Here is a 12,564-nt window from a genome sequence, read left to right as displayed (position 1 = left end):
ATGGAGATCCTTGTCGCGACCGCCATCGGCGCCATGACCGCCTCGGGTATCTACCTGCTGCTGCGTCTGCGCACCTTCCCCGTCGTGCTGGGGCTGGCCATGCTGTCCTATGCCGTCAACGTCTTCATCTTTGCCTCAGGAAGGCTGGTGGCTGGTGCCCCGCCGATCCTGGGCGAGCTGGAGCGCACGACCGACCCGCTGCCGCAGGCACTGGTTCTGACCGCCATCGTGATCTCGTTCGGGATGACGGCACTGGTCGTGATCCTGGCGCTTGGCGCCTACCTGAATGCCGGGACCGATGCGATCGACATCGAGAAGCCCGGCGAACAACCCGAGACCGGGCGCTGAGGGGCCGATCATGCAACACTGGATTATCGCACCCATCGTGCTGCCGGCCCTGATCGGGGCCATGATCACCCTGACGATGCGCCATGACGTGCTGCTGCAGCGCGTGGCGGCGCTGGCCTCGGCGGTGCTGCTGGTCGGCCTGACCGGTGCCCTGCTGTTCGGCGCGGCCCAAGGCGGGGTCGAAAGCTATGAACTGGGCTCCTGGCCCGCGCCCTTCGGCATCGTTCTGGTGCTGGACCGCCTGTCCGGCCTGATGGTCACGCTGACCGCCGTGCTGGGCCTTCTGGTGCTGGCCTATGCCATCGCCACCGGCTGGGACCAACGCGGCCGAAACTTCCACGCCCTGTTCCAGTTCCAGCTGATGGGCCTGTTCGGCGCCATGCTGACGGGCGACATCTTCAACCTCTTCGTGTTCTTCGAGATCCTGCTCATCGCCTCCTATGGCCTGATGACGCATGGCGGCGGGCGGATGCGGCTGCGGGGCGGCGTGCAATACGTCATCTACAACCTCGCCGGTTCGACCCTGTTCCTGTTCGCACTGGGGACCCTCTATGCCGTGTTCGGCACGCTCAACATGGCCGATCTGGCCGAGCGCGCGACGCAGCTGCCGGCGGGCGACGATGCGCTGGTTCGGGTGACGGCGGTGCTGCTTCTCTTGGTCTTCATCCTGAAGGGCGCGCTGCTGCCGATGCATTTCTGGCTGCCGAACACCTATGCGCTGGCTCCGGCGCCGGTCGCCGCGCTGTTTGCGGTGATGACCAAGGTCGGTGCCTATTCGGTGATCCGCGTCTTCACCCTGATCTTCCCCGACACGCTGCCGTCGATCGGCGGGCTGGTCTCGGACGTCATGGTGCCTGCGGCACTGGTGACGCTGACCGTCGGCATGATCGGCGTTCTGGGCGGCGGCACGCTGGCACGCACCGTCTCGTTTGGGGTGATCGGCTCGATGGGGACGCTGTTCCTTGCCATCGGCACCTTCACCGAAGAGGCCCTGTCGGCCGCGATCTATTACATGATCCATTCGACGCTGGCCGCGGCTGCGCTGTTCCTCGTCGTCGATCAGGTGCGGGCGCGCCGGGGGAATTCGACCCTGTTGCCGCAAGCGCCGATGTACAAGGCGGGCGTGATCGCCGTCTTCTACTTCCTCGCTGCCATCGCGCTGGCTGGCATGCCGCCGCTCTCGGGCTTCCTGGGCAAGCTGATGGTCCTGCAGGCCATCCGGGCCGAGGAGTGGTGGGGCTGGGGCTATGCCTTTATCCTCGGCACCTCGCTGATCGCGGTGGTGGGCTTTGCCCGCGCGGGCTCGGTCCTGTTCTGGCGGCCGTTTGATGCCAGCAGCCCGCAAGTCACCGCGGGGATGCAGGCCGATGACCTCGCCGCCGAAACCGCCGCCGAGGAAAAGGCAGAGGCCGACGCCATCGAGGCCGAGGAAGCCTTCGAGATCGCCCCCAACGCCATCTCCGGTCTGGGGCAGGCGGTGCTGGGCGTAATGCTGGCCCTGCTGGTCGCGCTGACCGTCTTCGCAGGCCCCGTGTCGCGCTTCGCGCAGGCCACCGCCGCGCAGCTCTATGACACGCAGCAATATGTCTATGCCGTGCTCGGCTCGCCCGAGGAACGCGCGGCGCGTGAAGCGGCCGAAGAGGCGCTGGCCGATGATCTGCACGGCGCCGACCATGGCGCGCCCGCGCATAGCGAAACCCCGGCCGAGGAGGGACACTGACATGCTCCGCCGTGTATTTCCCCATCCGCTGCTCTCGCTGACGCTGGTCGCGACCTGGCTTCTGCTGGTCAACCAGATCACCGTGAACTCGCTGGTCTTCGCCGTGCTGCTGGGGATCTTCATCCCCATGCTCACGCGGCCCTATTGGCCCGAGATGCCGCGCCTCAGCCGTCCCCTGATGGTCGTCGAATACGTCTTCGTCGTGCTCTATGACATCGTGAAGGCCAATATCGACGTGGCGCTGATCGTGCTGTTCAAGCGCCGCGCCGATCTGCAACCGGCGTGGATCAGCGTGCCGCTCGACATCCGCACGCCCGAGGCGATCACCGCACTGGCCGCGACCATCACGCTGACGCCGGGCACCGTCTCGTGCGATCTGTCCGAGAACGGTCACGCCATCCTCGTCCATGCCCTGCATGCCCCCGATCCAGCCGCCGTGCGCGACGACATCAAGGCCCGCTACGAACGCCGCCTGAAGGAGATCTTCGCATGATCACCTATGCTCTCATCTTCGCCATCGGCTCGTTCTCGCTGGGGCTGCTGCTGTGCCTGTGGCGCGTGATCAAGGGGCCGCGGGTCTCGGACCGGATCCTCGCGCTGGACACGATGACCGTGAACGCCATCGCGCTGCTGATCCTCTTGGGCATCGCGCTCGGCTCGCCGATCTTCTTCGAGGTGTCGATGCTGTTCGCCCTCGTGGGCTTCGTCTCGACCGTCAGCTACTGCCGCTTCCTGCTGCGCGGCGACATCATCGAGTGAGGGGCACGCCATGACCGACAACCTTCCGCTCTGGGGCGAAATCGCCGTGACCGTCTTCCTCGTGGCCGGGGGGATATTCGGCCTCGTGGGCTCGTACGGCCTGATCAAGCTGCCCGACCCGATGACGCGCCTGCATGCGCCGACCAAGGCCACGACGCTGGGGATCGGGGGCGTGCTGATCGCCTCGATGATCTACATCTTCGCGACCGAAGGCCGGGTGTCGATGCACGAGCTGCTGATCACCATCTTCCTGCTGCTGACCTCGCCCATTACCGCGCTGTTCATCGCCAAGGTGCATCTGCACATGCGCGAGCGTCCCGACACCCTGCCCAAGCCCGAGGACAGCGAAGGCTGGGCCAGCTTCGAGGCCGACGGCCCGGCACGCGGCGTGCGGGATGTGATGCCGGTCGAACCCGGCTCGCCGGACAAAACCCGTTGATCGACAGATCGTGAACGTATCCGTCGCGCGATCTTTGCATTATGAAAAACCTCGGCCCGGATCCGTTTCCGGGCCGCAGGTTGGGATGCCGCTTTTGTGGGATGCAGAGGCCATCGATGCCCTGACCGAAACCGTGATCACGCGGTTGCTGGTCCGGGGCGATACGGCGCGCGCGGTGGCTATGGATCTGGCCCTCGGGCTTTCGGCTGTGCAACCGACCTTGCCGGCGCTGGCCTTGGCGCTGCCGTTCACGCTGGCGGCCTCGGCGATCGAGGAGATGCTGGGGGCAGGGGCGCCGGCCCGGGCTGCGGCGCTGGACGCCTGGCGCATCGCCGCGCTGATCGGGGCGGATGCGCTGATGCTGAAGACCGAGGGCGACGACAGCCTTGCCGCGCTGGCCGCGCAATGGAAAGCCGGCGACGAGGTTTTCGACGCCGGCTCGTGATTTGGGGCAGGGCGCTTGGCCCTGCCTGTGGTCCTCAGACCGTGCGTTCTTTCAGCAGATCGCGGATCTCGGTCAGCAGCGCTTCCGGCGACGGGGGCGGCGGCGCGGCGGGTTCGTCCGAGGTGACGGGCTCGGCGTCCTTGCGGACGGCGGCGTCCTTGACCTTGTTCACGCCCTTGACCAGCATGAAGACCACCCAGGCGATGATCAGGAAGTTGATCACGGCCATGATGAACGAGCCGAAAGCGAAGATCGACGCCCCGGATTCGCGCGCGGCTTCAAGGCTGGCATCGGCGGGAACCTCGCCCGACAGCACGAAGTAATTGTTGGTGAAATCGACGCCGCCGGTGAACAGGCCGATGATCGGGTTGATGAGATCGGCCACCAGCGAGCTGACGATGGCCGTGAAGGCCGCACCGACGATGATACCCACGGCCATGTCCATGACATTCCCGCGGGCGATGAAATCTCTGAATTCCTTGAGCATGACGTGCCCCGTTCTGTGACCGGGCCGTTCTGCCCGGATGCGTGTTTGCGCCATACGGTCCCTTGAACCGCCAAGACGGGCTGTTTACCTCGTCTGCCATCTGATGATGCCCTGTTGCCGGGGCAATACAAGCCGAAATTCTTCCCGTGCGGAAAGGGACTTACATGACGCAGACATTCGCCTCGCTGTCGGAGCATCCGATCACCAAGCGCTGGCCGGCCAAGGACCCGTCGGTTCTGCAGCTTTACTCCCTGCCGACGCCCAATGGCGTGAAGGTCGGCGTGATGCTGGAAGAGACCGGCATCGCCTATGAGGGCCACCGCCTGTCCTTTGGCGACAACGACCAGACCACGCCGGAATTTCTGGCGCTGAACCCGAACAACAAGATCCCGGCGATCCTCGATCCAAACGGACCGGGGGGTAAGCCGCTCGCGCTGTTCGAATCGGGGGCGATCCTGATGTACCTGGCCGAGAAGTCGGGCCAGTTCCTGCCCACCGATCCCGCCCTGCGCTGGCAGGCGGTGCAATGGCTCATGTGGCAGATGGGCGGCGTGGGCCCGATGTTGGGGCAGCTGGGCTTCTTCCATAAGTTCGCCGGGCGCGAGATCGAGGACAAACGCCCTCTGGAACGCTACCGCGCTGAAACGGCGCGTCTCCTCAAGGTGCTGGATGGCCAGCTCGAGGGCCGCGCGTGGATCGTCGGCGAGTACTCGGTCGCCGATATCGCCACCGCGCCGTGGATCAACTCGTTGGTCGGCTTCTATGACGCGGGCTCGATGGTTGGCTGGGACAGCCTGAAGAACGTACCCGGTTGGCTGGAACGTTTCCTCGCCCGGCCGGCGGTGCAGCGCGGGCTGACGGTTCCGGCCTGACGCCCTGTGGTCGGCGCCGGATCCGGGGCAGGCCGCCATGGCCAATCCGCCACAGGTCCGGGGTATCGTTCAATTCAAACTGAACTTTCCGCTTGTACCGGGCCGGGGTGCGTGTCACGAAGGCACAGTTCCCCGGCCAAGTCGTTCCTTGGACGGGGGGCGGCATTGCCAAGCTCCGGGCCCTTGTGGCAAGAGGGGCTGACAGACCCTGACGGAGCCTAAGCCATGCCCGATTTCGCCACCCGCCGGACCATCATGGTCGATACCCAGGTGCGCCCCTCGGATGTGACCAAGCTGCCGATCATCGAGGCCATGCTGTCCATCCCGCGCGAGCGTTTCGTCTCTGCTGATCTGGCCGAAGCGGCCTATATCGGCGAGAATATCGCCCTCGGCGGGGGCCGTGTCCTTCTGGACCCGCGCACGCTGGCCAAGATGCTCGACGCGCTGGACATCAAACCGACGGATCTCGTGCTCGATCTGGCCCCGGCGACGGGCTATTCCAGCGCCGTCATCGCCCATATGGCGCAGGCCGTCGTTGCCCTGGAAAGCGATTCGTCGCTGGCCGACGACGCCGAAGCCGCGCTCGAAGCGATCGGGGCCACCAATGTGGTTCTCGAACGGGGGGCGGCCGAGGCCGGTGCGGCAGCGCATGGCCCCTATGACGTCATCCTCGTCGAGGGTGGGATCGAACTCTTCCCCGCGGATCTGGCCGCGCAGCTGAAAGAGGGTGGCCGCGTCGCGGCGATCTTCATGCAGGGCGCGCTCGGCACGGTTCGCGTGGGGGTCAAGCACGGCGATTCGATTCGCTGGCGCGATGCCTTCAACGCCGCGGCGCCCGTCCTGGACGGCTTCTCCGCGCCGCGCGTATTCGCTTTGTAAACCGGGCTCCCGTCCTTGTGGCGGCGTCCTGGCCCCGTGGCCCGGGCGGAACGAGTGCCCAACCATGGACGGAGGGACGCATGAGCGTTCGCAACCGGATCCTCGCCGGCGTGGCGGGGCTTGCGCTGTCGATCGGTATGGCACTGCCCGCGTCGGGGGAATCCCTCGCCGATGCGCTGGCTGCGGCCTACCGCAATTCCAACCTGCTGGAGCAGAACCGCGCTCTTTTGCGCGCCGCCGATGAGGACGTGCAGCAAGCGGTCGCGGCTTTGCTGCCGGTGGTGAATTTCACCGCCACCGCGCTGAGCCAGTTGAACGCGCCCCTGTCCAACGCCACCCTCAGCGTGGGCCTTTCCGCGTCGATGACGCTTCTGGACTTCGGCCGCGGCAGCCGTTCTGTCGCGGCCACGCGTGAGACGGTGATGGCCACCCGCGCGGGCCTCGTCAGCGTCGAGCAGAACGTGCTTCTGAACGCGGTCACCGCCTATATGACGCTGTACAGCGATCTGCAGGCCGTCTCACTTCAGCGTAACAACGTGACGGTGATCACCCAGCAGCTTCGCGCCGCGCGCGAGCGTTTCGAACTGGGCGATTCGACCCGGACGGACGTGGCCTTGGCTGAAGCTCGGCTTGCTGCGTCGCGGTCGGCCTTGGCTCTGGCACAGGGCAACGTCGCCATCGACCGCGAGGTCTTCAACCTCGCCGTCGGTATGTATCCCTCGTCGCTGGATTCGCCGCCCAGCCTTCCGCGCCTTCCCGCGACGCTGGAAGCTGCCCAAGAGGTCGCACGCCAGAACCACCCGTCGATCAGCCAGGTACAGCACCAAGTCGCGGTTGCTGATCTGCTGACGGAGATCATCCAGCGCCAGCGTTATGGCACCGTCACGGGGTCGATCAGCGCCGAGCATTCGCGAAGCCGGGTGCAAGGGCTCCCCGACAGCGATGGCTCGGACATCGTTGCGCGCCTTGGTTATTCCGTGCCGCTCTACACCGGCGGGGCGCAATCCTCGGCCGAGCGTCAACAGGTCGCGCAGGCGCAGGCGCAACGGTCCAACCTGCACCAGACGATGGCGATCGTGCGCCAATCCGTCGCCGCCAGTTGGGCACAGCTGCAGATCGCGCGTGCATCGGTCGTGGCCAGTGACCAGCAGATCTCGGCCACGCAATCTGCCTATGACGCCGTGCGCGCCGAGGCCGAGCTGGGCTCGCGCACCACGCTCGATGTGCTGGACGCCGAGCAGGAACTGCTCGACGCCCGTTCGTCGCGCATCGCCGCCGCTGCCAACGTGCAGCTTGCAGCCTATTCGCTGCTGGCCTCGATGGGGCAACTGACGGTCGAGGCGCTGAACCTCGGTATCCCGACCTATGACGTCGAGGCTTATGGTGCCGGTCTGCGCCACGCCCCGGCGCCGGCCACCCGGTCGCGTCAAGGCGATGCGCTGGACCGGATTATGGGGCGCTATAACCGTTGATCACAACATCGGGGTCGAGGCGGTTGTCGGATCGCCTCGGCTCCGGTAACCTGTCGGCATAAAAGAGCAGGGGTATCGGGCATGTCGGATCCGATGAGTAACCGCGAGATCGAGGACGTTCTGACCTCCATCCGCCGTCTTGTCGCGCAGGAAGGGGATCGGTCGGGGGAGGCTCCGCGTACCGGGGGTACCCGACTTGTGCTCACCGAAGCGCAGCGCGTGGCTGCCGATCAAGGCGATGGCGGCCCGCAAGGGCTGACCAATCCGGCGTCGGCTGAGGGCGCGCCGCAGGCCGAGGCACCGGTGCTGACCGGGGCCACCGGGCCGATGATCCTGCAGCCCGCGAACGCTACGGCGGTCGATACTTCCGAGGTCTCCATCCCCGCACCGGATTTCGGCAAGCTCGAAGCGACGATTGCCGAGCTGGAAGCCGCCGTATCCGCGACCGGAGCGGATTTCGAAGGCGGTCCCGCCGATGAATCGCCGAAGCCGTCGAATGTCACCGAACTGTACGGCCGTCTGAGCTTCACCCACCGCAAGGCAGAGGTGCAGCCGCAGCCGGAACCCGTGGCTGAAGCCGCGCCAGAACCGGCACCCGTCGCTGATCTGCCTGACCCGGTCATCGAGGTCGACGACACGCCCGTGGCCGTAGCCGAAGCAACCACGGCTATCGAGCCCGTTGCCGAGGTCGATCAAGCGCCCCTCGTCGCTGAGCCCGAGGCGGCGGGTCCTGTGGCCGCACCGGCCGCGATGGCCGCAGACCCCGAGTCGATGATCGCCGAGGAGGTCTTCGAGGACACAGTGCTGGACGAGGAAGCCCTGCGCGAATTGATCTCCCAGATTGTCCGCGAGGAACTGCGCGGTGCCCTTGGCGAGCGGATCACCCAACAGGTCCGCAAACTGGTCCGCTCGGAAATTGCCAAGGCTCTGGACGATCGCGGCTTTCTCTGACGCAAACCGGAATAGAATGACATAAGGGGCCCCTCACGCGGCCCCTTCATCTTTGCTCCAAAAATATCCCGGGGGGTCGGGGGCAGAGCCCCCGAGGCCTCCGCCTCGCGCCACCCTCAGAGGGTCAGCGACGGGATGATCTGCTTCTTGCGCGACATCACACCCGGCAGCACGACGGTATCGCCGGTGACGGTGGCGCCGAAGCTCTTCTCGGCCATCTCCTTGACAAGCGCGTTCGGCACCAGAAGCGTCGCCTCTTCCTTCAGGATGTCGATGACGAAGAGCAGCACCTGATCCGCGCCGTCCTCTTTCGCCACGTCGACCATCGAGGCCATCAGGCTGTCCTTGCGGTCGAGCAGGATCTTCGGCGCGGTGGTTTCCAGCACCGAGACGCGCAGCTCCTTGCCGGCGACGGTGTATTCCTTCGAATCCATCCGCAGCAGCTCGGCATCCGAGAAGGCCGAGACATCGGATTTCGCCTCGAACATCGCGGTTGCCAGTTCGCCCATGTCGACGCCCAGATCCTTCGCCAGCGCCTCGGCCACGGCGCGGTCATGCGCGGTGGTGGTCGGGCTGCGGAACTCCAGCGTGTCTGACAGGATGCACGACAGCATCGCGCCCTTCACGCCGCGCGGGGCCTTGGCAATGTCGGCGCCCATCAGGTCGTGCATGATCGTCGCGGTGCAGGCCAGCGGGCGGACGGTGATTTCGATCGGCCCCTTGGTTTCCAGCCCGCCAACCAGCTTATGGTGGTCGATGATCGCCTGGATGTCAGCCTTGTTGATGTCCGCCGGCAGCTCGGCCGGGTTGTTAGTGTCGACGATGACCACCGGTGCGCCAGCCTCGACGCCCGCGATGATCTCGGGCTTGGGCAGGTCCCAATGCTTCAGGACGAAGGCGGCTTCGGTGTTCGGCTCACCCAGCAGCACGGGCTTGGCGGGCGTGCCTTTCACCTCGGACAGGTACCAGGCCCAGGCGATGGGCGAGCCGGTCGAGTCGGTGTCAGGCGATTTGTGGCCGAAAACTTGGATCGTCATGAGGATATCCCGTGGATGCAGGTGCAGCGAAATTCGCGGGTTTTATAGGCGCGAGGGGCGGGGTTGTCACTAGCCGCCAAGGTCGCAGCCTCAGCCCGCCAATTGCCCCAGTCCCTGCGCCGCCACGAGCCCGATGGCCACGGCGAAACCGGTGGCGTAGCTGTCCTGTGCGTAAGCCTTGGGGAAGACCTCGATCGCCAGAGAGGCCGCAACCACGCCCGCGGCAAAGACGCGGATCGGGCCCAGAACCTGCTCGGAGGCCTGATCGAGGGCGAGGTAGCCCAAGAGTGCCGCGAACGACAGCAGCAGCGCTGTCGCGGTCCAGATGGCGAAGACCTTGGTCTTGGAATAGCCGTCGTCCAGCATGCCCTTGGCGCCGCCCGCAGCCTCGGGCAGGTTGGACAGGAAGATCGAGCCTGCCAGCGCCGCGACCTCCAGCCCCGAGGCGCCGATCAGCGCGACACCGAGCGCGAGGTTCTCAGGGATGCCGTCGAGAGTGACCGAGACCAGCAACCCGCCGCCCGATTCCGCGCCGAGCTTCCGTTTGACGAACTTGTCGAGCAGGACGAAGGCTCCGGCGCCGGCAATCAGGCTCGCCGCCAGCACCAGCCACGGGATATGCGGCGCCGCGCGTTCCACCAGCTCTGACATGATCGACACGATCAGCGCGCCGCCGGCCAACGCGATGAGGAAGCCTTCCAGCCGCGCGGGCAGGGGCGCCCACAGACCCCAGGCGGCCCCGATCAGAAGGGCGAGCGCGACGAGGGCAAGGACGATCACGGTGGTCAGCATGAGCGGGAAACGTCGGGCCATTCCCTCCGGTTCCGGGGCGCGCTATCACATGCCATGACCGTGATGCGCGAAGCCGATCTCTATCCGCCCCTGAAGGCATATTTCGAAGCCAAGGGCCTTGAGGTGAAGGGCGAGATCGGGGCTGCGGATCTGGTGGCGATGGGCGGGCCGGACCCGGTGATCGTCGAGATGAAGCTCATGTTCTCACTGACCCTCTACCATCAGGCCATCGCCCGGCTGGCGGTGACGCCCGAGGTCTGGCTGGCCGTCTTGCGACCCGAAGGCAAGCAGGCGCGGCGGATGATGAAGGAGAACACCGCCCTGTGCCGCCGTCTGGGTCTGGGCCTGCTGACGGTGCGGGCGCGGGATCTTTTTGTCGAGGTCGTCGCCGAACCCGGCCCCTATGCGCCGCGCGGCTCGAAGGTGAAGCGCAAGCGGCTGGAGGCGGAATTCACCCGCCGGCAGGGCGATCCGAACGCCGGCGGCGCGACGCGGCACGGGCTGGTCACCGGCTATCGACAGGACGCCCTGCGCTGCGCCGCCTATCTGGCGGAATACGGCGCGGCCAAGGGCGCGGCGGTGGCGCGGGACACGGGCGTGCCGACGGCGACTCGGCTTATGGCCGACAACCATTACGGCTGGTTCACGCGGGTCACGACGGGCGTCTACGGGTTGACTGAGGCCGGACGGAAAGGCCTCGCGGATTGGGACGGGGCGCTGCCGGAGTAAGGGGGCCTCAGGACGCTCGGGGCTGCCTGAACCTTCGCAGGTCCGGACACCCGGTGACGCAACCGCGCAACAGTCCTTGCCTCACCGCAATGCAATATGTGCATGGCTCAGCAAACCGCTTGTTTCGCCTCGCCTGCCGCGAGCATCCTGTGCCCGTGTAATGTGCGAGGATATTATGACACGACGCCTTTTTACGCTCATCGCGGCAATCACAACTGTGGGTACTGGCGCGGCGCAAGCTGACACTGTTTGCCGGGCAAGCTCTATGCGGGGAACATGGCTTCTTTCCATGGTCGCCCCCGGCGGAAGCCCCACCAATCTTTGCGAATTGTCTGTCAACCGCCGCGGGTTTTTCAGCGGCCAATGCATCGTCACCGATCGCAACGGACAAGGCGGGACCGAGACTTTCACCCCGTCGGTTTCAGGCCGCATGGTGATGCGCGCGGGCTGCGCCATTACCGGGCGTCTGGTGATGGAAGGCGAGGCGGCCTCGCTGGAGGGGACGGTCTGGGCGCCGGTCGATGCTGTGCCGGTGGCTGGGTCGGTGCTGATGCAGCAAGCGGGGTATCCCGCGGTGACAGGCCAGTTGTTGCGGCGGCATGATGCCAATGCCTCGCTGTTCGATTGACCTTCTGTACTCGGTGAATGCTATGAAAACGAAACCTTTTGCGGCTCTGTGTGCCGCGGTGACGACCCTTGGCGCGGCGCAGGCGGAAACCGTGTGCACGGCGGCCTCGCTGCGCGGCAACTGGGTTGTCTCGGCTGTCGCGCCGGGCGGCAGTCCGACCTCGATCTGTGAAGTAAGCGTCGACCGTCGCGGCCGCTTCGCTGGTGACTGCATCACCACGGATCCCGACGGTTCCGGCGGTGTCGTGACCTTGACGCCCGAGACCCGTGGGCGCCTTTCGATGCGCGCCGGCTGCCGGGTGATCGGGACTTTCGAGCTGAACGATCCGCTCTATGGCTGGACCAGCGCTTCAATCGAAGGCTGGGTCTGGGCGCCAACCGCCGATGTTCCGACGGCAGGGCGGTTGCTGATGACGCAGCCGTTCCAAGGGCAAAACCTGCACCTGATCGTCGATCTGATGCGCCGCCATCCGAACACCACGCCGATCACGGAATAAGATCCGGCGCGCGCCCTTAGATCTCGCCAGAGGCCCAGCGAAGTTGGGCCTCTGTCTCGACCGCGCCCGGCCGGGCGGCGCGCAGGCGCTGCAGGGCTTCGTCGGCATGCTCGCCGGCTTCGATCATCAGTCGCAGGCACACCATGCCCGAGCGGCCAAGCCCGCCGCGGCAATGCACCAGCAAGGTGCCGCCATTCTCGAATATCTCGGCCGCTGCTTTCGACAGGGCGGGCCAATCCGCGCCCTCGGGCGGGATGCCGTAATCCTCGATCGGGAACGGGTGCCACGGGATGTGATGGCTGCGCAGCCAATCCGGCCAATCCTCGACCCCCAGCTCGGTCATTTCGGTCTGGCGGGTCAGCGTGACCACCAGATCCGGCGCGAAAGCCGAAACCGCAGCGCGTTGCGCCGTGGTCGAGGGGAGCGGGCAAATGGCAAGGGTGCCGTGCCGCAGGGGGAGGGATGCGATCGCGAAGGCCATGCCCTGCGGTAATCCGCCGCGAGACACGG

The 12,564-nt window shown here is 66.2% G+C and carries 17 protein-coding genes; 13 read left to right on the top strand and 4 right to left on the bottom strand.

The annotated features are described in order from the left end of the window. From BCY78_RS14005 to BCY78_RS13980, 6 genes are all read left to right on the top strand, one after another. Positions 1 to 348, top strand: a complete 348-nt coding sequence (locus BCY78_RS14005) for a Na+/H+ antiporter subunit C (RefSeq protein WP_068302931.1) — start codon at positions 1 to 3, stop codon at positions 346 to 348. Positions 349 to 358: 10 nt separating this feature from the next. Next, positions 359 to 2,068: a monovalent cation/H+ antiporter subunit D gene (locus tag BCY78_RS14000; protein ID WP_068302930.1), complete on the top strand. Its 1,710-nt coding sequence runs from the start codon at positions 359 to 361 to the stop codon at positions 2,066 to 2,068. Position 2,069: 1 nt separating this feature from the next. Next, complete coding sequence (locus tag BCY78_RS13995) at positions 2,070 to 2,561, top strand: Na+/H+ antiporter subunit E (protein ID WP_068302927.1); 492 nt, start codon at positions 2,070 to 2,072, stop codon at positions 2,559 to 2,561. Continuing rightward, complete coding sequence (locus tag BCY78_RS13990) at positions 2,558 to 2,827, top strand: K+/H+ antiporter subunit F (RefSeq protein WP_068302925.1); 270 nt, start codon at positions 2,558 to 2,560, stop codon at positions 2,825 to 2,827. Before BCY78_RS13995 ends, BCY78_RS13990 begins: the two co-directional genes overlap by 4 nt. A gap of 10 nt (positions 2,828 to 2,837) precedes the next feature. Further along, positions 2,838 to 3,266: a Na+/H+ antiporter subunit G gene (locus tag BCY78_RS13985; RefSeq protein WP_068302922.1), complete on the top strand. Its 429-nt coding sequence runs from the start codon at positions 2,838 to 2,840 to the stop codon at positions 3,264 to 3,266. 85 nt (positions 3,267 to 3,351) lie between these two features. Next, complete coding sequence (locus BCY78_RS13980) at positions 3,352 to 3,711, top strand: hypothetical protein (protein ID WP_068302920.1); 360 nt, start codon at positions 3,352 to 3,354, stop codon at positions 3,709 to 3,711. Positions 3,712 to 3,745: 34 nt separating this feature from the next. On the opposite strand, the gene mscL is transcribed toward BCY78_RS13980, so the two are convergent. Continuing rightward, entirely contained in the window at positions 3,746 to 4,198 is a 453-nt protein-coding gene (gene mscL / locus BCY78_RS13975) for a large conductance mechanosensitive channel protein MscL (RefSeq protein ID WP_068302916.1), read from the bottom strand. 164 nt (positions 4,199 to 4,362) lie between these two features. On the opposite strand from mscL, the gene BCY78_RS13970 reads away from it, so the two are divergent. From BCY78_RS13970 to BCY78_RS13955, 4 genes are all read left to right on the top strand, one after another. After that, entirely contained in the window at positions 4,363 to 5,070 is a 708-nt protein-coding gene (locus BCY78_RS13970) for a glutathione S-transferase N-terminal domain-containing protein (RefSeq protein ID WP_068302915.1), read from the top strand. Between the two features lie 225 nt (positions 5,071 to 5,295). Next, positions 5,296 to 5,949, top strand: coding sequence for a protein-L-isoaspartate O-methyltransferase (locus BCY78_RS13965; protein WP_068302914.1), 654 nt, complete (start codon positions 5,296 to 5,298; stop codon positions 5,947 to 5,949). A gap of 80 nt (positions 5,950 to 6,029) precedes the next feature. Beyond that, the gene (locus tag BCY78_RS13960) at positions 6,030 to 7,421 is read left to right on the top strand and encodes a TolC family protein (protein ID WP_068302911.1); all 1,392 of its coding nucleotides are present in this window, start codon (positions 6,030 to 6,032) and stop codon (positions 7,419 to 7,421) included. A gap of 81 nt (positions 7,422 to 7,502) precedes the next feature. Continuing rightward, complete coding sequence (locus BCY78_RS13955; protein WP_068302906.1) at positions 7,503 to 8,372, top strand: hypothetical protein; 870 nt, start codon at positions 7,503 to 7,505, stop codon at positions 8,370 to 8,372. 116 nt (positions 8,373 to 8,488) lie between these two features. Here the strand turns inward: BCY78_RS13955 and BCY78_RS13950 are convergent, their stop codons facing one another. Together BCY78_RS13950 and BCY78_RS13945 are read right to left on the bottom strand one after the other, a co-directional pair. Continuing rightward, a complete protein-coding gene (locus BCY78_RS13950) occupies positions 8,489 to 9,409 on the bottom strand; it encodes a manganese-dependent inorganic pyrophosphatase (RefSeq protein ID WP_068302905.1) in 921 nt (306 codons plus the stop codon). Positions 9,410 to 9,499: 90 nt separating this feature from the next. Further along, positions 9,500 to 10,222: a ZIP family metal transporter gene (locus tag BCY78_RS13945; RefSeq protein ID WP_233499409.1), complete on the bottom strand. Its 723-nt coding sequence runs from the start codon at positions 10,220 to 10,222 to the stop codon at positions 9,500 to 9,502. Between the two features lie 39 nt (positions 10,223 to 10,261). Here BCY78_RS13945 and BCY78_RS13940 point away from each other — a divergent pair, with 39 nt between their 5' ends. The 3 genes from BCY78_RS13940 to BCY78_RS13930 all read left to right on the top strand — a co-directional run bounded on the left by BCY78_RS13940 (position 10,262) and on the right by BCY78_RS13930 (position 12,054). Continuing rightward, positions 10,262 to 10,930, top strand: a complete 669-nt coding sequence (locus BCY78_RS13940; RefSeq protein ID WP_068302997.1) for a DUF2161 domain-containing phosphodiesterase — start codon at positions 10,262 to 10,264, stop codon at positions 10,928 to 10,930. Positions 10,931 to 11,105: 175 nt separating this feature from the next. After that, the gene (locus BCY78_RS13935; protein WP_139103173.1) at positions 11,106 to 11,558 is read left to right on the top strand and encodes a hypothetical protein; all 453 of its coding nucleotides are present in this window, start codon (positions 11,106 to 11,108) and stop codon (positions 11,556 to 11,558) included. Between the two features lie 22 nt (positions 11,559 to 11,580). Continuing rightward, the gene (locus tag BCY78_RS13930; RefSeq protein ID WP_068302899.1) at positions 11,581 to 12,054 is read left to right on the top strand and encodes a hypothetical protein; all 474 of its coding nucleotides are present in this window, start codon (positions 11,581 to 11,583) and stop codon (positions 12,052 to 12,054) included. Positions 12,055 to 12,070: 16 nt separating this feature from the next. On the opposite strand, the gene BCY78_RS13925 is transcribed toward BCY78_RS13930, so the two are convergent. Beyond that, positions 12,071 to 12,535, bottom strand: coding sequence for a protein-tyrosine phosphatase family protein (locus BCY78_RS13925; protein ID WP_068302897.1), 465 nt, complete (start codon positions 12,533 to 12,535; stop codon positions 12,071 to 12,073). Positions 12,536 to 12,564: the final 29 nt, after the last annotated feature.

Origin of the sequence: Pararhodobacter sp. CCB-MM2, assembly GCF_001691415.1 — a bacterium.
Classification (GTDB): domain Bacteria; phylum Pseudomonadota; class Alphaproteobacteria; order Rhodobacterales; family Rhodobacteraceae; genus Pararhodobacter.
Note: the sequence above shows the minus strand (reverse complement) of the source record. Positions and strands in the feature narration are given on the sequence as shown.

Excerpts from the sequence above, each read along its gene's own strand:
- BCY78_RS13935 (WP_139103173.1), top strand. The coding sequence starts at position 11,106 with ATGACACGACGCCTTTTTACGCTCATCGCGGCAATCACAACTGTGGGT.
- BCY78_RS13990 (WP_068302925.1), top strand. The coding sequence starts at position 2,558 with ATGATCACCTATGCTCTCATCTTCGCCATCGGCTCGTTCTCGCTGGGG.
- BCY78_RS13955 (WP_068302906.1), top strand. The coding sequence starts at position 7,503 with ATGTCGGATCCGATGAGTAACCGCGAGATCGAGGACGTTCTGACCTCC.
- BCY78_RS13945 (WP_233499409.1), bottom strand. The coding sequence starts at position 10,222 with ATGGCCCGACGTTTCCCGCTCATGCTGACCACCGTGATCGTCCTTGCC.
- BCY78_RS13970 (WP_068302915.1), top strand. The coding sequence starts at position 4,363 with ATGACGCAGACATTCGCCTCGCTGTCGGAGCATCCGATCACCAAGCGC.
- BCY78_RS13925 (WP_068302897.1), bottom strand. The coding sequence starts at position 12,535 with ATGGCCTTCGCGATCGCATCCCTCCCCCTGCGGCACGGCACCCTTGCC.
- BCY78_RS13985 (WP_068302922.1), top strand. The coding sequence starts at position 2,838 with ATGACCGACAACCTTCCGCTCTGGGGCGAAATCGCCGTGACCGTCTTC.
- BCY78_RS14005 (WP_068302931.1), top strand. The coding sequence starts at position 1 with ATGGAGATCCTTGTCGCGACCGCCATCGGCGCCATGACCGCCTCGGGT.
- BCY78_RS13980 (WP_068302920.1), top strand. The coding sequence starts at position 3,352 with ATGCCGCTTTTGTGGGATGCAGAGGCCATCGATGCCCTGACCGAAACC.
- BCY78_RS13930 (WP_068302899.1), top strand. The coding sequence starts at position 11,581 with ATGAAAACGAAACCTTTTGCGGCTCTGTGTGCCGCGGTGACGACCCTT.
- BCY78_RS14000 (WP_068302930.1), top strand. The coding sequence starts at position 359 with ATGCAACACTGGATTATCGCACCCATCGTGCTGCCGGCCCTGATCGGG.
- mscL (WP_068302916.1), bottom strand. The coding sequence starts at position 4,198 with ATGCTCAAGGAATTCAGAGATTTCATCGCCCGCGGGAATGTCATGGAC.
- BCY78_RS13995 (WP_068302927.1), top strand. The coding sequence starts at position 2,070 with ATGCTCCGCCGTGTATTTCCCCATCCGCTGCTCTCGCTGACGCTGGTC.
- BCY78_RS13950 (WP_068302905.1), bottom strand. The coding sequence starts at position 9,409 with ATGACGATCCAAGTTTTCGGCCACAAATCGCCTGACACCGACTCGACC.
- BCY78_RS13965 (WP_068302914.1), top strand. The coding sequence starts at position 5,296 with ATGCCCGATTTCGCCACCCGCCGGACCATCATGGTCGATACCCAGGTG.
- BCY78_RS13960 (WP_068302911.1), top strand. The coding sequence starts at position 6,030 with ATGAGCGTTCGCAACCGGATCCTCGCCGGCGTGGCGGGGCTTGCGCTG.